The sequence below is a fragment of the Streptomyces sp. NBC_00237 genome (genome assembly GCF_026342435.1).
GTDB lineage: Bacteria > Actinomycetota > Actinomycetes > Streptomycetales > Streptomycetaceae > Streptomyces.
In genome coordinates, this window is sequence record NZ_JAPEMT010000002.1 from 804,814 (window position 1) to 822,724 (window position 17,911).

The 17,911-nt window shown below is 72.5% G+C and carries 16 protein-coding genes; 13 read left to right on the plus strand and 3 right to left on the minus strand.

Annotated features, from left to right (window positions below; translation table 11 throughout):
• Nucleotides 1–12: 12 nt before the first annotated feature.
• The 9 genes from OG897_RS17820 to OG897_RS17860 all read left to right on the plus strand — a co-directional run bounded on the left by OG897_RS17820 (nt 13) and on the right by OG897_RS17860 (nt 11,799).
• The gene (locus tag OG897_RS17820) at nt 13–1,290 is read left to right on the plus strand and encodes a glycosyltransferase family 4 protein (RefSeq protein ID WP_266657962.1); all 1,278 of its coding nucleotides are present in this window, start codon (nt 13–15) and stop codon (nt 1,288–1,290) included.
• The gene (locus OG897_RS17825; protein ID WP_266657964.1) at nt 1,287–2,165 is read left to right on the plus strand and encodes a class I SAM-dependent methyltransferase; all 879 of its coding nucleotides are present in this window, start codon (nt 1,287–1,289) and stop codon (nt 2,163–2,165) included. Before OG897_RS17820 ends, OG897_RS17825 begins: the two co-directional genes overlap by 4 nt.
• The gene (locus tag OG897_RS17830) at nt 2,162–6,367 is read left to right on the plus strand and encodes an alpha-(1->3)-arabinofuranosyltransferase family protein (RefSeq protein ID WP_266657966.1); all 4,206 of its coding nucleotides are present in this window, start codon (nt 2,162–2,164) and stop codon (nt 6,365–6,367) included. Before OG897_RS17825 ends, OG897_RS17830 begins: the two co-directional genes overlap by 4 nt.
• Nucleotides 6,368–6,678: 311 nt before the next feature.
• Nucleotides 6,679–8,031 (plus strand): condensation protein, encoded by a 1,353-nt coding sequence (locus tag OG897_RS17835; protein WP_266657968.1) that lies wholly within the window; start codon nt 6,679–6,681, stop codon nt 8,029–8,031.
• Nucleotides 8,028–8,834: a class I SAM-dependent methyltransferase gene (locus tag OG897_RS17840; RefSeq protein WP_266657969.1), complete on the plus strand. Its 807-nt coding sequence runs from the start codon at nt 8,028–8,030 to the stop codon at nt 8,832–8,834. The genes OG897_RS17835 and OG897_RS17840 overlap by 4 nt, the downstream gene beginning before the upstream one ends.
• An 8-nt stretch (nt 8,835–8,842) precedes the next feature.
• Entirely contained in the window at nt 8,843–9,760 is a 918-nt protein-coding gene (locus tag OG897_RS17845) for a DMT family transporter (RefSeq protein ID WP_266660259.1), read from the plus strand.
• Nucleotides 9,747–9,947, plus strand: coding sequence for a Trm112 family protein (locus OG897_RS17850; protein ID WP_266657971.1), 201 nt, complete (start codon nt 9,747–9,749; stop codon nt 9,945–9,947). Before OG897_RS17845 ends, OG897_RS17850 begins: the two co-directional genes overlap by 14 nt.
• A 52-nt stretch (nt 9,948–9,999) precedes the next feature.
• Nucleotides 10,000–11,187: an FAD-dependent monooxygenase gene (locus tag OG897_RS17855; RefSeq protein WP_266657973.1), complete on the plus strand. Its 1,188-nt coding sequence runs from the start codon at nt 10,000–10,002 to the stop codon at nt 11,185–11,187.
• Between the two features lie 63 nt (nt 11,188–11,250).
• Entirely contained in the window at nt 11,251–11,799 is a 549-nt protein-coding gene (locus OG897_RS17860) for a hypothetical protein (RefSeq protein WP_266657975.1), read from the plus strand.
• Between the two features lie 181 nt (nt 11,800–11,980).
• Here OG897_RS17860 and OG897_RS17865 read toward each other — a convergent pair whose 3' ends face one another.
• Nucleotides 11,981–12,991: a fibronectin type III domain-containing protein gene (locus tag OG897_RS17865; protein ID WP_266657977.1), complete on the minus strand. Its 1,011-nt coding sequence runs from the start codon at nt 12,989–12,991 to the stop codon at nt 11,981–11,983.
• A gap of 49 nt (nt 12,992–13,040) precedes the next feature.
• Here OG897_RS17865 and OG897_RS17870 point away from each other — a divergent pair, with 49 nt between their 5' ends.
• Nucleotides 13,041–13,379 carry a hypothetical protein gene (locus tag OG897_RS17870; protein ID WP_266657979.1) on the plus strand — a complete coding sequence of 113 codons (339 nt, stop codon included), beginning with the start codon at nt 13,041–13,043 and terminating at the stop codon, nt 13,377–13,379.
• Between the two features lie 149 nt (nt 13,380–13,528).
• Nucleotides 13,529–13,729 carry a DUF5708 family protein gene (locus tag OG897_RS17875; protein ID WP_266657981.1) on the plus strand — a complete coding sequence of 67 codons (201 nt, stop codon included), beginning with the start codon at nt 13,529–13,531 and terminating at the stop codon, nt 13,727–13,729.
• A gap of 93 nt (nt 13,730–13,822) precedes the next feature.
• On the opposite strand, the gene OG897_RS17880 is transcribed toward OG897_RS17875, so the two are convergent.
• The gene (locus OG897_RS17880) at nt 13,823–14,503 is read right to left on the minus strand and encodes an alpha/beta fold hydrolase (protein WP_266657983.1); all 681 of its coding nucleotides are present in this window, start codon (nt 14,501–14,503) and stop codon (nt 13,823–13,825) included.
• 43 nt (nt 14,504–14,546) lie between these two features.
• Here OG897_RS17880 and OG897_RS17885 point away from each other — a divergent pair, with 43 nt between their 5' ends.
• Nucleotides 14,547–15,500 carry a chitosanase gene (locus OG897_RS17885; protein ID WP_266657985.1) on the plus strand — a complete coding sequence of 318 codons (954 nt, stop codon included), beginning with the start codon at nt 14,547–14,549 and terminating at the stop codon, nt 15,498–15,500.
• Nucleotides 15,501–15,580: 80 nt separating this feature from the next.
• Nucleotides 15,581–16,414 (plus strand): chitosanase, encoded by an 834-nt coding sequence (locus OG897_RS17890; protein ID WP_266657987.1) that lies wholly within the window; start codon nt 15,581–15,583, stop codon nt 16,412–16,414.
• Nucleotides 16,415–16,519: 105 nt separating this feature from the next.
• On the opposite strand, the gene OG897_RS17895 is transcribed toward OG897_RS17890, so the two are convergent.
• Nucleotides 16,520–17,881: a nucleobase:cation symporter-2 family protein gene (locus tag OG897_RS17895; RefSeq protein ID WP_266660261.1), complete on the minus strand. Its 1,362-nt coding sequence runs from the start codon at nt 17,879–17,881 to the stop codon at nt 16,520–16,522.
• Nucleotides 17,882–17,911: the final 30 nt, after the last annotated feature.

Consider the following 17,911-nt stretch of genomic DNA (forward strand, 5'->3'; position numbering starts at 1 on the left):
GTTGGAGCCCCGATGCCCCAGCACGTCCCTCCCGAACTGCACGCCGCGCGACCCCTCCGCTCCCTGGAGGCCCCGCACCTCCAGGGAGCCGTGGCGCATCCCCGCAGAATCGTCTTCCTGTCCCGTCGCGACCTGGGAAACCCGGCCGCGGGCGGCTCCGAACTCCTCGTCGACCGGCTGGCCGACGGGCTGGCCGCGCACGGCCACCAGGTCACCCTGCTGTGCGGCGGACCCGCCGCCACCCACCGCAACTACCGGGTGGTGTCGGCGGGCGGCGACCTGGGGCACTTCCTGCGCGCCCGAGGCGCCTTCGCCCGGCAGGTCGGCGGCTGCGACCTGATGGTCGAGGTCTGCAACGGGCTGCCGTACCTGACCCCGCTCTGGCACCGCGGCCCCACCCTCTGCCTGGTCAACCACGTCCACACCGAGCTGTGGGGCATGCGCTTCCCCGGCCCCGCCGCCGGGATCGGCAGACGCCTGGAGCACTGGGCGCTGTCCGCGGCGCAACGCGACAACCTCCTCCTCGCGGTGTCGGCGTCGACCGCGTCCGCGCTCGGCACGCTGGGCGTCGACCGGGACCGCATCCGCGTCGTGCACAACGGCGTCGACGCCCCCGGGGCACGGTTCGCACGCTCCGAGGAGCCGATGTTCCTCGCGGTGGGCCGCTTGGTGGAGTACAAGCGCATCGATCTGCTGCTGCGGCTCTGGGAGCGGGTGCGGCCGGTCACCGGCGGCCGCCTCGTCATCGTCGGGGACGGCCCGGAGCGGCGGCGGCTGGAGGCGATGGCAGGCCCCGGCGTCGTCTTCAAGGGGTACGTCTCCGAGGCCGAGAAACACCGGCTGCTGTGCGAGTCCTGGCTGTTGCTGCACCCCTCGGCCGTCGAGGGGTGGGGGCTCGTGGTCACCGAGGCGGCGGGGCGCGCGACCCCGTCGATCGGGTTCGACGTACCCGGGCTCAGGGACTCGATCGTGGACGGAGTGACGGGTGCGCTGGCGCGCGGCGAGAGTTCGTTCGCCGCCGCGTGGTGCGCGCTCGCCCTGAGTACGGAGCGCCGTCAGGCCATGGGGCAGGCGGCGGCCCTCCGGGCGGAGCGCTACCGGTGGTCGAGCACGGTGGACGGGTTCCGCGTGGTGGCCGCCGAGGCCGTCGACCGGCACACCTCCGGGAACGGGCCCCGGCGTCCCGGCGCGAACCGGGCCCTGCGGCCGGGTGCGGCCGCTCCGTCCGACCCGCCGGGCGGCAACGGAGCAGGCGGCCAGTCCGGCGCCGAGGCGGTCGCCCTGCGATGACCAGCACAGACCGCACTCCCCCGGCTCGCCGCGCTTCTCCTGGATCCTCGGCTTCGCCCGATTCCCCTGGTGCAGCAGTTTCCCCTGGTGCAGCAGTTTCCCCTGGTTCCGCAGCGTCCCCTGCCGCCCCTCCCCGCCCGGCCCGCCTCAAGGACCCCTCCTTCCGGCGTTCCGCCGCTCTCCTGCGGGCCTTCCTCCGCGAGCAGCACGACCCCGACCACTGCTACTCGCTCCTCGCCGTCGACGCCGCCAACCAGGTGCAGCGGTACGTGCCCCTGGAGGGCCGCGTCGTCGTGGACGTCGGCGGCGGCAGCGGACACTTCACGGCCGAGTTCCGGCGGCGCGGTGCGCAGAGCTACCTGTTCGAGCCGGACACCCGTGAGCTGACGCCCCCCGGGAAGCGGCCGCCGCCGGACTCGGTGGTCGCGGACGGCTACCTGCTGCCGCTCGCGGACGGCATGGCCGACGTGTGCTTCTCCTCCAACGTGCTGGAGCACGTCGCCGACCCGCAGACCTTCCTCAGCGAGATGGTCCGCGTGACGCGGCCCGGCGGACTGATCTACGTGTCGTTCACCAACTGGTACTCGCCCTGGGGCGGCCACGAATGGGCGCCCTGGCACTACCTGGGCGCCGACCGGGCCCGCCGCCGCTACGAGCGGCGCACCGGCCGCCCCGCCAAGCACACCGTCGGCGAGAACCTGTTTCCCGTCCACGTCGGTACGACGCTGCGGCAGGTCAGGGCCCGCGAGGACGTCGCGGTGGTGTCCGCGCGGGCCCGCTACTGGCCGCTGCTGCCGACCCTCGCGCCCCGGATTCCCGTACTGCGCGAGCTCGTCACCTGGAACCTCCTCCTCATCCTCCGGCGGTGTCCATGACCAGCACACTCCAGGCGCCGCCCGGTCCTCCGTCGCACGCCGCGCCGGTGCCGGGCGGGCGCGGCCCCGACGACGGGCCGCGTTCCCGCAGATGGCTGCTGGGTTTCTGGGCGGCCGTACTCGTCGCGTTCCTGGCGGTGTCGCCGGGGCGGATGACGTTCGAGACGAAGCTCGGGGTGGCCGCCGACCCGTTCCGGTTCATCGCGGACCTGGGCGAGCTGTGGCACTCCCGGGCCGGTTTCGGCGGGATCTTCGACCAGTACGTGGGCTACGCCTTCCCGATGCTGCCGTACTACGCCCTGACCGACCTGGTCGCGATCCCGGTGTGGCTGGCGGAACGGCTGTGGCTGTCGCTGGTGGTGTCGGTCGCGTTCTGGGGTGCGCTGCGGCTGGCGGAGCGGCTCGGCTTCGGCTCCTCGCGGACCCGGCTCTTAGGAGCGCTGGCGTACGCGCTGTGGCCGACGTACACGATCGTCATCGGCTCGACGTCGGCGGCGGCGCTGCCGGGGGCCATGCTGCCCTGGGTGCTGCTCCCGCTCGTCAACCCCACACTGAGCGCCCGCAGTTCCGCCGTGCGCTCGGCGCTGCTCATTCCCTTCATGGGCGGGGTCAACGCGGCGTCGACGCTCGCCGCGCTGCTGCCCGTGGGCCTGTACCTGCTGAGCCGTCCGGCCGGGCCGCGCCGCCTGGCGCAGCTCCGGTGGTGGGTGCCCGGGGTGCTGCTGGCCACCCTGTGGTGGGTGGTGCCGCTGCTGATGCTGGGCATCCACGGCGAGAACTTCATGCCGTACGTCGAGCAGGCGAAGACCACCACCGACACCATGTCCGCCACGGAACTGCTGCGCGGCGCGGGCAACTGGACCGGATACCTGAACCTCGGCGAGCCGTGGCTCCCGGCCGGGTGGACGGTCGCCGCGTCCGCGCTCGCGGTCCTCGGTTCGGCGTTCGCCGCGGCGATCGGCCTGGCGGGTCTCGCCAGGCGGGACGTCCCCGAGCGGCGCTGGCTGCTGCTCGTACTGCTGTCCGTGGTCCTCATCACCCTTGCTGGGTACGGGGGTTCACTGGGCGCGCTGTTCCCGGGCACCGTGCAGGACTGGCTGGACGGCTGGCTGGTGCCGTTCCGCAACATCTACAAGTTCCAGTCGGGGCTGGCCCTGGTGCTGGTGCTCGGCCTGATGCACGCTGTCGCCGTCGCGGCCGAGCCGCGCGGTGCGCGACGCGTGCGGGGCCGGTCGTACGTGCCCGCGCTGGCGGCACTGCTGGTGCTGCCGGGGCTGATCCTGCCGTACGTCAACGGCGGCATCCTGCAACCCGGCGCGTTCAAGAAGCTGCCCAACCACTGGCAGCAGACGGCGGGTTGGCTCAAGGAGCACTCCCCCAACACGCGCGCCCTCGTCGCCCCGGCGAGCGCGCACGGCATCTACACCTGGGGCTCCACCATCGATCAGCCGTTGGACGTGCTCGCTGAATCCCCTTGGGCGCAGAGGGACTTCGTGCCGTTCGGGACACCGGGCAACCGGCGGGCCCTGGACGCGGTCGAGCAGGCGTTGATGTCGGGTTCCGAAGTCCCCGGGCTTTCGGCCTACTTGGCGCGGGCCGGGCTGCACTACGTCGTCGTGCGCAACGACCTCGATCCCGACCAGATCGGTTACGTACCGCCGCAGACCGTGAAGCGCACCCTGGAGTTCTCGGGCTACCGCCGGGTGACCGGCTTCGGCCCGGTCCTCACCGGCGGGCGCATCCCCGACGACACCCCCGTCCAGGTGGAGGGCCTCTATCCGAGGCAGCAGGCCGTCGAGGTGTACGAGCCGCAGGGCGAGCGCGGCGGCTCCGCGCCCGACCCCGGGCGCGCGGCGCTCAAGCCGGTGGCCGACACGATGACGGTGAGCGGCGGCCCCGAGTCGCTGCTGCGGCTGTCGGCGAACCCGGCTACGCGCGACCGTCCCGCCGTGCTGACCGGGGACAACGCACCTGGCCTCGCCTCGCCATCGGTGCAGGCGGCCGGTGACGGGATGCGCCGGGCCGACACCCGGTTCGGGCTGGTCAACACCAACACCTCGTACACGTACACCGCGAAGGAGCGCAACGCGTCGGGCAGCATGCAGGACGCCGGTCGTGAGCCCCGGCAGATCCTGCCCGTCGCGGGGACCGGGCACCAGACGACGGCCGTGCTGCGGGGTGCGAAGTCGGTGACGGCGTCGAGCAGCGGCAACTGGCTCTTCCACCTGCCGCAGTACGACCCGGTGAACGCGTTCGACGGGAACCCGGAGACCGCGTGGGCCGAGGGCAGCGCCGCGAAGCCCGTGGGGCAGTGGCTGCGGGTGGACTTCACCGCTCCGGTGGAGGTGCCCTCCTCGATCCGGCTGACGCCGCTGCCGTCCGACGGGATGCGGGCCGCTCCCACGGTCGTACGGGTGGAGACCGACCGGGGCGGCGCCACCAGCCCGCTCCAGCCGAACGGGCAGCCGCAGAGCGTGGACGCCCCGCCGGGGCAGGCGAAATGGCTGAGGATCACGATCGAGGAGGCGCAGCAGGGGCGGCCCGGACTGATGGGCGCCGGGTTCAGCGCCGTGGACGTGCCGGGTGTGCAGGTGACGCGGCTACTGGCGCTGCCGAAGGACACGGGCGGGGCGGGTTCCGACGCCGGGACCGACCCGAACGTGATCTCGCTGCACCGGGGGAGCGACCCGGGCGGGCTGTCGCCCGTGTCGGCCGAGGTCGGGCTGCACCGGCAGTTCACCACCCGGCAGGACGGGGCGTACTCGCTGCGGGCGACGGCGCTGCCCGTGCCCGGGACCGCTCTGGACGAACTGCTCTACCGTCAGGCGCCGGACCAGCGAAGGCAGTTGACGGTGTCCGCCGATTCCACGGCGAAGCTGGGCACGTCCCTGACCCCGCGCAACCTGGTCGACGGGGATCTGAGCACCGCATGGGTCTCCGGCAACAAGTCGGTGCTCCATCTGAGGTGGCCGCAGAAGCGGCCGATCGACGAGATCGTGTTCGCGGCGGCGGGCGGTCTGTCGACGCGGCCCGAGCAGGTGGAGATCAGCTCCCCGGACGGGGCGGCGACGGCGTCCGTCGATCCGAACGGCCTGGCCAAGTTCGCGCCGATCACCACCGACCGGCTCGACATCACCCTGACGAAGGCGGCTCCGCTCACCATTCACAACCCGGTGGCGGAGGGTGAGTTGCAGCTGCCCATCGGGCTGAGCGAGGTGTACGTGCCCGCGCTGGACGACTACCGGGTGCCGCAGCCCGACCCGGCCCGCACCTTCTCGCTGCCGTGCGGGCAGGGCCCGGTCCTCTCCATCGACGGCACGCTGCACGCGACGAGCGCGCAGGGAACGCTGCGCGACCTGACGGAGCGGCGCCCGATCGCGGTGTCGCTGTGCGCGGGGGAACAGCGCGACGGTGTCGCCCAGCTGGCGCCCGGGACGCACCGGGTGGAAGCGGGCGACACGGGGCCGCTCGCCATCACCGACCTGACGCTGACGCGGGGTTCCGTCGCCGAACCATCCCGCGAGCAGCGGGAGTTGGGCTTCAAGGACTGGTCCGGGGACTCCCGTACGGTCACCGTGGGGTCGGGCGGGGCCTCGTACCTCCAGACCTACGAGAACGCCAACCCCGGCTGGCAGGCCACTCTCAACGGCAAGGAACTCGCCCCCGTACGGCTGGACGGCTGGCAGCAGGGATGGCTGGTGCCGGAGGGCGAAGGCGGCACGATCGAGCTGGAGTTCGCGCCCGCGCGCTGGTACGTGGGCGGACTCGTCGCGGGCGGGGTGGCGCTGCTGGCGCTCGCCGGGCTGGTGCTGTGGTTCCGGCGGGACGCGCGGCTGCCCGTGCCGACCGGTGGTTCTCCCGCACCTCCCGCTCCCGGGGCCGCGCTCGGGCTCGGCGTGCTGACCGTGGTACTGGTGCTGGTGGCGGGGCCGCTCGCCCTGGCGGTGCCGGTGCTCGCGGTGGCGGCCCGGCTGCGGCCGGCCCTGCTCCCGCTCATCTCGCTCGTGGCGATGGGTGGGGCCGGGGTGGCGGCGGCCTGGGGTGCGGGGTCGCCGGTGGCGGTCCAGACGGGAGCGTTCGGCCCGCTGGCGCAGGCGCTGGCTGTGGTGGGGGTGGTGGCGGCGGCCGTCACGCTCGGCTCGGCGGCGTCCTGGTCGGCATGGGGACGACTGGGCCCGGCGGGGCGGCGCAGTGAGGAGTGAGGAGGGGTGGGGCGGTACTGGGGTGCTGCGGTGGCGGGCCGCCCCAGCCCCGCCCCGCCACCGCAGCACCCCGGTGCGGCTGCCGCCGCGTGGTCTGCTCACCGGCCCTCGCGGCCCGCACCCGGGTGCGCCTGCGGCGGGCTGCCCCTCCCCGCCCCTTCACCTGGACCAAGCGGGGCTTGGGGTGGTTGCTGTTACTGACCGGGGCTACACCCCTTGCCCCCTGCACGGGCTTCGCCCGCGCGTCCCCAAACGCCGGACAAGCTGGTAGGCCCACCCGCATCCACCCATCCGCACCGGCAGGAGGCACCGTGCCCCCGTCCTCAGCCCCACCCCACCACCCCACCACCCCCTTCACCGTCGTGGACGAGATCACCCGCCACTGCCTCGACCCCGCCGAACCCGAAACCGTCCACATCGAAGTCCACCTCCCCTCCGCCCCCGACCCCGCCCGCCTGCGCACCGCCTTCCTCGAAGCCCTCCGCCGCCACCCCCGCATCCTCATGCGCGAGGCCCCCGGCCCCTGGTACCGGCGTCGCTACGAGTGGCAGCTCACCCCCCATCCAGACACCGAGGGCACCGTCGTCCAGCACCACGACACGTCCGACCGCGCCCTCGCCGAGGCCCGCGCCCGCGCCCTCACCCACGCCCCGCCCCTCTCCCTCTCGCCCCCCGTGCGCCTGGAGATCATCGGCCGGGTCCTGCTCGTGGTCCTCAACCACACCGCCCTGGACGGCCCCGCCTGCCTGCGCGTCCTCGCCACCACCGCCGAGCTCTACGGCGGCCGGGACAACTCCCCCGTCTCCGCGACCGGCCCGGCCCGCCCCGGCCACAACCCCCGGTACCCGATCCCCGGCACCGGGTTCGCCCCGGTGGCCCGGGTCGCGGCCGGAACCGCCCCGGGCGCGCCCGGCAACGGCCTGCTCGTCGCCGACCTGCCCGTTCCCCGCCGACCGCGCGGCGCCCCGTACACCGTGAACGACCAGCTGATGGTGGCCACCGCCCGCATGATCGCCGAGTGGAACACCGAGCGCCGGTCCGCGCCCCGCCCGATGCGCGTCACGATGCCGGTGGACGACCGCCCCCGGGGAATGGACATGCCGATCGGGAACGGCACCCGACTGGTGGAAGTCCCCTTCACCCATGAGGAGTTGACGGACTCCGACACGGCGGAACTCCTCCTGCGGACCGCCGACCGCACCCGCGCCCTGAAGGCCCTGTCCCGCCCGCAGCTCGGGCACGGTGCGGCCCTGCTCACCGCGCCGGTCGTCCCGGTGACCGTACGCGCCGCCCTCATCCGGCAGTTGAGGCGCACGGTCGGACCGTGGACGTCCACGACCCTGCTGAGCAACATCGGCCGGGTGCCCTACCCGCTGGACTTCGGCGACGGGGCCGGCCGGGCGCGGGCCGTGTGGTTCTCCGCCCCGGCGCGCATGCCGCGCGGCCTGACGGTGACCACGGCCAGTACCGCAGGACGCCTCCATCTCGCGCTGCGCTGGTCGGGCACGCTGCTCGGCCCGCGCGACGGAGAGCACCTGCGCGAGCTGTTCGAAAAGCACCTCCACACGACAGCCGCACTCGACGACGACCCAGTCGACACCACAGGCGACAACCCCCAGAACGACCTCGACAACCCCAGCGACGAGGAGGCAAGCCCCCCATGACGGCCCCGGTCACGAACCCACCGCTCCCCCGCCCCCGCGACGGCCTGCGGGACTTCTACGAGGACCCCGCCGTGCCCGTGGCCTCCGGCGACCCACGCAGCCTCCGGCAGGCCCGGATGCTGGCGGACGCCCTGGCCCGCAGCCCCGGCGCCACCGTCCTGGACGTCGGCTGCGGCGACGGACGAGCCGCCGCGACGGCCGCCCCACTGCTCCCCGGCCACCGCATCGTCGGCGTCGACTGGTCGCAGGACGCCCTGCGACGCGCCACCGCCCGGTTCGCCCGCACGCCCGGTGACCTGCGTGCCGTACGGGGTGAACTCACCGACGGGGGGCTGCCGTTCGGGGACGCGTCGGCCGACGCGGTGCTGTTCAGCGAGGTCATCGAGCACCTCGTCGACCCGGACTCCGCGCTCGACGAGATCCGCCGGGTCCTGGCGCCCGGCGGCCATCTCATGCTGTCCACCCCGAACCTCGCCGCCTGGTACAACCGCGCCCTGCTGCTGGCGGGCGTACAGCCGGTGTTCTCTGAGGTGAGCCTGCGCGGCATCCACGGCCGCCCCGGTCGCGAGGTCGTCGGCCATCTGCGGCTGTACACGGCACGCGCCCTGCGCAGCCTGCTGACCGCGTCCGGCTTCGACGTCGTGCGGATCGCGGGAGCCCCCTTCCACGGGGTGCCGCGCCCCCTGCGCCCCCTGGACCGGCTGGCCTGTTCCGCCCCCTCCGCCGCGTCCATCCTCCTCGTGCACGCCAGGCGGAGCAGCCGCCGACAGGTCGGCAAGACGAGTCAGCAACAAGGGAGTTGAGGCACGTGATGTGGTGGGGCGTGGTGGCCGCACTGTTCGCGAACGTCCTCTACAGCGGGGGCTTCGTACTCCAGAAGCGCGCCCTGGGCAGCCTGCCGGGACTGGATGTGCACCGTCCTCTGCGGGCGGTGCGGCTGCTGCTCGGCAGTCTGCCGTGGCTCGGCGGTTCGCTGGCCCTCGCGGGCGGGTTCGCCGCACAGCTCGTGGTGTACCGCACCCTGCCGATGGCCGCCGCGCAGGCCCTCTTCGTCTCGGGTCTGGTGCTGCTCCTGCTGCTGTCCTCCCGGGCGCTCGGCGAACGCACGTCGGGGCGCGAGCGGTTCGCGATGGCGGCGGTCGTGGTGGCGCTGCTGATGGTGGTGCTGTCGCTGGACTCGCGGGACTCCAGCGGCGAATCCATCGGCGCGTACTCGCCCCCGGCACTGGTCCTGCTGCTCAGCGCCGTCTCCATCGGGGCGGGCATCCGGCTGTACGTCGTCGCCGACCGCCGCAGCGCACGCCGGAGGACCCCCACGAGCGGCGTTGCGTACGGTGTCGCCGTCGGCCTCGTGTACGGAGTCAGTTCCCTGGCCATCAAGGGGGTTTCGGCCCTGTTCGACGCGGCGGACCTGACGGGCACGGTCGTCGCGGTGCTCTCCTCCCCGTACCCCTATCTCCTCCTGGTCACCTTCGGCACCGGGCTGATCCTCTCCCAGACCGCCCTTCAGCGCTGCCGCGCCTCGCTCGTGGTGCCGGTCTGCACGACGACGTCCTGCCTGTACACCGCCACCCTGGGCAGCATCGCGTTCGGCGAGTCCTTCCCGGATGATCCGCTGCGGCTGACCCTGCGGGTGGCCGGAGCGGTGCTGGCGGTGGCCGTACTCCTCACTCTCCCCTCGAACGAAGCCCCTTCTACCGCAAAGGAACTGGCCAGTGAATCCCGCTGACCCACTGCTGAAGATCCTCGTCTGCCCGATCGACAAGGGCCCGCTCACCCTCCTTCCGGAGGGTCCCTTCCTCTACAACCCCCGGCTGCACCGCCGGTATCCGATCGTCGACGACATCCCCCAGCTCCTGCCGTCGTCCGGGGAGCAGGTGGACGACGCGGAGCACCGGCGCCTCACCGCCCCCTGACCACGCGTCCGTTCCAGCGGCTCCGCCGCGCAGCCACTGCCACAATGTCCGCATGATCAGAGGAAGCAGGGTCGCCGTCGTCGGCGGCAGCATCGCGGGCTGTGCGGCGGCTGCCGCCGCCCACCGGGGCGGCGCGGAAGAGGTCACCGTCTACGAGCGGACCGCCGGGCAACTCGCCGAACGGGGCGTCGGGTTGGCGATGCACGGGGGCCGTTACGAGGAGCTGGCGGCGGCCGGGTTCATGGACGCGGCGATGCCGTCGGTGCGGATGACCCACCGCACCTGGTACGTCCGGGACGACACGGCCGCGTCCCCGCTGGGCCGGTCGCTGGGCGTGATGCCGTTCCCGTTCCTCACGTACAGCTGGGGATCGCTCTGGCGTGAACTGCGCGCCCGGGTACCGGAGTCGGTGGAGTTCCGCACCGGCTCGGCCGTGAAGGGCCTCCGACTGACCTCCCGGGGCGTCGAGTTGGACGGGGAGCGGTACGACCTGGTGGTCGGCGCGGACGGCTACCGCTCACTCGTCCGTACGATCGCCTGTCCGGACACCGCGCCCGAGTACTCCGGCTATCTCGCCTGGCGCGGCGCCTACCCCGAGTCGGACCTGCCCGACGCCCACCTGTGGCCCGCCGACGAGTGCGCGTACGTCGTCTTCGACGGCGGGCACATCGTCATCTACCGCATCCCCGACGACGCGGGCGGCCACCACGTCAACTGGGTCTTCTACACCGCCCCGCCGACCGGCCACGTCCCGCCGGCCGACGGCGGGCGCACCCTCACCACCGCGCTCGCCGACCGCCTCGCGGAGATCACCTCGCACCGCCTCCCGCCCTTCTTCGCCGCGCTGATCGAGGCGACACCGGCCGGCGACCGCTTCGTACAGCCGCTGTACGACGTGACCGCACCGCAGTACGCCACCGACCGGCTCGCCCTGGTCGGCGACGCGGCCACCGTCGCCAGGCCGCACACCGGCGCGGGGGCGGTGAAGGCACTCCAGGACGCCACCGCGCTCCAGTCGGCACTGCGGAACGCGGACTCCCCCGCCGAGGCTTTCGCCGCGTACGACGCACTGCGGGCGCCGGTCGGCCGGACCATGGTCGAATTGGGCCGGTCCCTGGGCCGCGCGCTCGTACAGGAAACGCCGGACTGGAGCGGGATGGGAGACGGGGAACTGGACGCGTTCTGGCGGCGGGCCGACGGGAGCGGGGCTTTCGGAGGGCGGGAGCTGAAGCGGGCCTGACACCCCCGAAGCGCACCCACCCGCCATTGACCACCCTGGGTGGTCGAGGCTAGGGTGACCGGCATGTCATTCAGTGAAGGACTCGAAGTCGTCCAGTTCCGGGACTCCTGGTGGATCACGATGTGGTGGCCGGAGGGGGCCGTCTCCGGCGGCCCCCAGAAGATCGTGATCGAGGCGGCCCCCGATGCTCCGCCGGGGGACGTGGCGCGGGGAATCTCGACCACGGTGCTGCGGAGGATGGACCTGGCGGAGGCGGTGCGGAAGGCGCAGGAGACCGCGCCGACGTCTCCGCCGTGGCAGGCGCAAGAGGGCCGACTCGTCGAACTGGCCGCGCTGGCGGGGCGGCTGCTGGGCGAGGAGGGGGTGTCGCAGCGGTACCTGTCGGTGCTGTGCCTGACCTACCGGGACCTGGTGGACAAGGGCGTTCAGGCGCCGGTGCCGTGGCTGGCGGAGCAGGTCGGACGGAAGCCGGACTCGATCAAGGACCACCTGAAGAAGGCCCGAAGGGACGGCCTGCTGACGTCGCGCGCGGGCCGGGCGGGCGGCGATCTGACCGAGGTGGCGCGGGCTGCCCTGGAGGGGGTCGAAGGGGGCAGATTCAGCCGCAACTGAGACCGGCCGGGACCTTCGCCCGCATCGGCCGGACCCCAGGCCACTCCCTGCGGGAAGCCGCCCGACCGCAACTCTGCGAGGTCGCCCTCCCCTTTCCCAGTACAGGGTCCCCCCTGAGCACGCCCACCACCCAGACCGTGCCCGCCGAACCGTCCCCGCCCCGCCGACGGGCCCGGCGGAGCTACCCCGCCCCCACCACCGTCCGCTGCGCCGAGAAGTCCCCCCACTTCCCGTCCGGCAGCTTCGCCCGCAGCTTCACGCTGTAGCGGGTGCCCGGGGGTTCCGAGACGGTGAAGCTGTACGTCACCGGGCCGGGCGGCGGGGGTGCGCCCCAGGCGATGGTGGTGGCCATCTTGCCGTTCAGGTACAGCTGGTACTCGGTGACGTCGCCTCCGGTACGGGGCTGGGTCCAGCGGAGCCTGATGGTGCGCTGGACCCCGTCCGCGTGGGCGGTGGCCGTCAGCCCGGTCGGCGCGGTGGAGGCACGGGCACCCGAGGAGCGGGCCGTGGTCAGGTCGATCGCCTTGCTGTCGCCGGAGGAGTTCTCGGCGGCGTCCCGGGCGCGCACGGTGAACGTGTAGACGGTCCCGGGACGCAGTCCCGTGACGCGGGTACTGGTCTCGGTGCCGCGCGCACTGTGGATGCGCGAGTCCTCCTGGTAGATGTCGTAGGCGGTGATCGCACCGCCCGCGTCGGTGGCCCGTCCCCAGGTCAGACTGACTGACGTACCGTCAATCACCTTGCCTGTGAGCCGAGTCGGGGCGGTCGGGGGCTTGCGGTCGTCCGGAGCGGGGGCCCTGGTCTTCGCGGTGACGGCCGCACTCGGCGCGGAGAGGTTCCCGGCCGCGTCCCGCGCCCGCACCGTGAAGGAGTACGAAGTGGCAGGGCGCAGGCTCTCGACGTCGACCATGGTGGTCCGCGCCGGGACCGCCTTGACCTTCTTGCCCTTCTCGAAGACGTCGTAGCCCGCCACGCCCCGGTCGTCGGTGGCCGCGCTCCACATGACGTGCACGGAGTGGGCGCTGCCCGCCTGGGCGGTGACGCCCCCGGGAGTGGTCGGTCTGCTGGTGTCACGGGCCGGCTGGGCCTTCGCGCCGCCGCACCCGGTGACGGTGGTCAGGGTGGCCGCGAGCAGCGCCGTACAGGTCAACACGGTGCGAACGGTGGGGCGTTGCACAGCTGGACCTCTCATCCGTGGGGGCAGGGGGGAGGACGGAAACAATGGTCCAGACCTGTATGCCATGCAGGGAAGCCCCGGGACAAGAGGCCCGGCGTTACGTCATCACCGCGCCCACCACCACAAAGCCGCAGACAAGGACGAACAGGACGGCGAGCGGCGGCCGCACGAAGCGACCGGCTGCCCGGCGGCGACGACCCTGCGGATCGGGGCCGGGTTACGCGGCCACCCCGTACCCCTCGTCGCACGCCGCCCGCGCCTCGGCTACGGTCACCCGGTGCCGCTCGGCCCAACCGCCCGCCGGGCGCGCACCCCCGGACCTCTCGTCCGCGCCCGTACGTCGACGACGTCCCGCGAGGCACGGACCGAGCCGACCCCTACGGGCGACCCCGCACACGTCTGACCCAGGGCCTCCTCCCTCACCGCCCCGCTCACCGCCTCCCGGTCCACCGAACGATGCAGTGGGGCGTCGTCCGGCCGGACGACGCCCCACTGCTTCCCCTCTTCCTACGCTGGAGACCTCCCCGCCCACCCCGTAGAAGGAGTCCCGCCATGAGCCGAGCCACGAAGACCCTGATCGAAGGAGCCGTGACGTTCGCGGTCGGGCTTGCCCTGAAGCTGTGGGGCCTCGACACGCAGATCTGGTGGGTGACGCCGACCAAGGCCGGTGTCGTCCTCATGGTCATCGGCGGCCTCCTGCTGGCCTCCGGCCTGTTCCAGAGCGTGCGCCGCACCGAGGTCACCCGGAAATGAGGGACCTGCACCTGGCGACCGCCCGCCCCCGGCCCCACCCGACGGGCATCGCCATCCGGGAGCCCCCGGCCGCACTCCGGCCGAGAGGCCCGCTCAGCTGCTGAAGAAGTCGCTCACCTTGTCCGCGAACTGCTGCGCGTTCCGCCGGTGGATCCAGTGCCCGCCCGGCAGGGTCACCTGTGCGCAGTCCGGGATGCGGTCGGCCATCTCGGGGACGTCGGTGGCGTCCATCTCACTCTCCGGGCCGCTGGTGACGATGAGGGTCGGGGCGACGATCTCGCCGAGGCGCTCCAGCCACTCCTCCGGCGGGGACGCCAGCTGGGCCTGGATCTGCGGGACCGCGTTCTCGTCGTAGTCGACGGGGCCCGAGGACGGGAGGACGTCCGACGCGCCGTCGAAGGGGGCCGGCGTCTCCTCCAGGACCAGACGCTCCACCCGGTCCGGGTAGTCCTGCGCGAGGAGGTACGCGACGACGCCCCCCATGCCGTGGCCGACCACGCCCGCCCGGTCGATCTTGGACTCCTCGATGAAGCCGAGGACGTCCTCCTTCATGAGGTCGAGGTCGTACTCGTCGGGCCAGTCGCTCTCGCCGTGGCCGCGCAGATCGAGTGCGTACACCCGCCATTCCTCGCCGAGCGCCTGCCCGGTCTTTTCCCAGGTCAGGGCGGAACCGCCGATTCCGTGCAGCAGGATGACGGGGGCGCCGTGCTGGTCGCCCCAGGAGCGGTACGCCATGCGTACGTCGCCCACATCGACGACGGAGTGATCTTCCATGAACCCGACGTTACAGGGGCATCCGGGATGGCAGAGTCATCGGGTGAAGTCCGTTGTGCGTGGGGTGGGGCTGCTCGTACTGGGCCTGACGATGGCAGTAGTGGGAAGCGTGAGCGTGATGCGGGACGAAGGGGGAGACGAGGGGCGCCGCAGGGGGGCTCCTTCGGACACGGCGTACGAGAGGCCGGTGACGGACCGGACGCCCGGCCCGGTGCGGCCGACGCGGTCCGGGAATCCGAAACCGGCCGAGAAGAGGCGGAGCGGCTCGGGGGCGGCCGATCCGGGGCTGGCCGATCCGGCGAAGAAGGACGTGGCGATGCGGCTGGTGTCGAGCGCCGAGAACTCCTCGCTGGACTGGCGGAAGCAGTACCGGTACATCCAGGACATCGACGACGGGCGCGGCTACACCGCCGGGATCGTCGGGTTCTGCTCCGGGACCGGGGACCTGACGGAGGTCGTCGAGCGGTACAGCGCCGCCCGGCCGGGTAACGCGCTGGAGAAGTTCCTGCCCGCGCTGCGCAAGGTCAGGGGCAGCGACTCGCACGAGGGCCTGGAGGATCCCTTCACCGAGGCGTGGCGGCACGCCGCCGACACCGATCCCGCCTTCCGCGCGGCGCAGGACGCCCAGCGGGACGGGGACTACTTCGACCCGGCGGTCCGGCAGGGGAAGGCGGACGGGCTGGGGGCGCTCGGTCAGTTCGTCTACTACGACGCGTACGTGATGCACGGGCACGACGACAGCCCCGGCTCGACGGGCTTCCTGGCCCTGCGCGAGAAGGCCAGGAAGAAGGCCGGACTGCCCGTCGACGGCGGAGACGAGAAGGCGTACCTGAACGCCTTCCTGGACGCCCGGGTGAAGGCCATGAAGGAGGAGCCCGCCCACCGGGACACCAGCCGGATCGAGACGGCCCAGCGGGTGTTCGTACGGGAGGGGAATCTCACCCTCCGGACGCCGCTGACCTGGAAGGTCTACGGCGACACGTACCGGGTGAAGTGAAGGAACCGCTCCGGCAGGACCCCCGTCCCAGTGGGGTCCTGCCGCTCGGACTCAGTACCCTGACCTGCACTGGAGGTCTTGTGCAACTCACCCGTCGTGTTCAGAACACCGTCCGCGCCCTGCTGGGCCTGACCCTCGCCGCCGTGCCGGGCACGGCCGTCGCCGCCGCGTCCGGGGAGCGGGCGGGCGATGCCCGTACGAGTGCCTCGTCGGGGCTGCGGGATCCCGCGAAGAAGGACCTCGCGATGCGGCTCGTGTCGAGTGCGGAGAACTCCTCGCTGGAGTGGAAGGAGCAGTACCGCTACATCGAGGACATCGGGGACGGGCGCGGCTACACCGCCGGGATCATCGGCTTCTGCTCCGGGACCGGGGACATGCTGGAGCTGGTCGAGCGCTACAGCGCCGCCGAACCGGGGAACGTGCTGGAGAAGTACCTGCCCGCGCTGCGGAAGGTGAACGGGTCGGACTCTCATCGGGGGCTCGGGTCCGGTTTCGTCCGGGACTGGAAGAAGGCGGCGGACGACCGGGGCTTCGAGAAGGCGCAGAACCGCGAGCGGGACCGGGTGTACTTCGATCCGGCGGTGCGCCGCGCGCAGGAGGACGGGCTCGGCACGCTGGGTCAGTTCGTCTACTACGACGCGATGGTGATGCACGGGGCGGGCGGTCCTGACGGCTTCGACGCGATCCGGCGGGGCGCGCTGGACAGGGCGGCGGCGCCCGCGCGGGGCGGGGACCAGGGGGCGTACCTGAACGCCTTCCTCGACGTACGGAAGAAGACGATGAAGCGCGAGGCCGCGCACGAGGACACGAGTCGTATCGACACGGCGCAGCGGGTGTTCGTGGCGGCGGGGAACTTCGAGCTGCGGACGCCGCTGGTGTGGAAGGTGTACGGGGACGCGTACCGGGTGGACTGATGCCGGGCGGGCCACGACGGCGAGGACTGACGCACCGTCACGCACCGGTGGCGGTACGGGAGTTCCGTACGGCCACCGGTGCGTGAAGGCGAGCGGTGAAGAGGGTCAGTGGGCGTGCGCCACCGCCTTCTCGCCCTTGTGGGAGATCTCTCCGCCCGGCTCCATCGGAGCCGTCACCTCGTCGTCGTCGGCGCGCTTGCCGATGTGGTTGAAGACCAGGTTGAGGACGACGGCCGCGAGGCAGCCGGTGGAGATGCCGGAGTCCAGGATGATCTTCGCGGTCTCCGGGAAGTGGTGGTAGAAGGTCGGGGCGGCGATCGGGATGATGCCGACCGCGAGGGAGACGGCGACGATCAGGACGTTGTTGTCCTTCTCCAGGCTCGCCTTGACGAGGGTCTGGATGCCGCTGGCCGCGACCGAGCCGAAGAGCACGATGCCCGCTCCGCCGAGCACCGGGCGCGGGACGACCGCGATCAGCGAGGCGGCGATCGGGCACAGGCCCATCAGGATCAGGAAGCCGCCGCCCGCCGCGACCACGAACCGGCTGCGGATCCTGGTCATGGCGACCAGGCCGATGTTCTGGGCGAAGGCACTGCACATGAAGCCGTTGAACAGCGGGCTGACGGCCGAGCCGAGGGCGTCGGCGCGCAGACCGGCAGCGATGGTCTTCTCGTCGGCGGGGCGCTCGACGATCTCACCGAGTGCCAGCATGTCGGCCGTCGACTCGGTCATCGAGACCAGCATGACCACACACATCGAGATGATCGCGGCGGCCACGAACTGCGGTGCGCCGAAGTGGAACGGCGTCGGGAAGCCGACGACGGACGCCTCGGTGATGGGTGTGAAGTCGGTGGCACCGAAGGGGATGGCTATCAGCGTGCCGAGGACCAGGCCGAGGAGTACGGCGATCTGCTTCACGAAGCCCCGGGTGAAGCGGCGCAGGAGCAGGACGATGACGAGGGTGATCCCGGCGAGACCCAGGAAGGTCGTCGAACCGTAGTCCGCGGCCTTGGGGTTGGGGCCCTGCGCCCAGCCGAACGCGACCGGGAGGAGGGAGACGCCTATCAGGGTGATGACCGTGCCGGTGACGACCGGGGGGAAGAACCGGACGAGCTTGGAGAAGAAGGGGGCGGCGATGAAGCCGATCGCTCCGGCGACGATGATCGCGCCGAAGATGACCGGGAGCGCGTCCTCCTTCGACTGACCGCCCGCGATGGCGAGCATCGGGGCGACACCGGCGAAGGTGACGCCGTTGACGAAGGGGAGCCGGGCGCCGATGTTCCAGACGCCGAGCGTCTGGAGGAGGGTGGCGAGACCGGCCATGAAGAGGCTGGCGCCGGTGAGGAAGGTGAGTTCCTTGCCGGAGAGGCCGACGGCCGCGCCGACGATCAGCGGGGGTGCGACGACTCCCGCGTACATGGCGGCGACGTGCTGGAGGCCGGTCGTGGCGAGCTTCAGGGGAGGCATTCCCTGGTCGACCGGGTGCTTCTCCGGCGT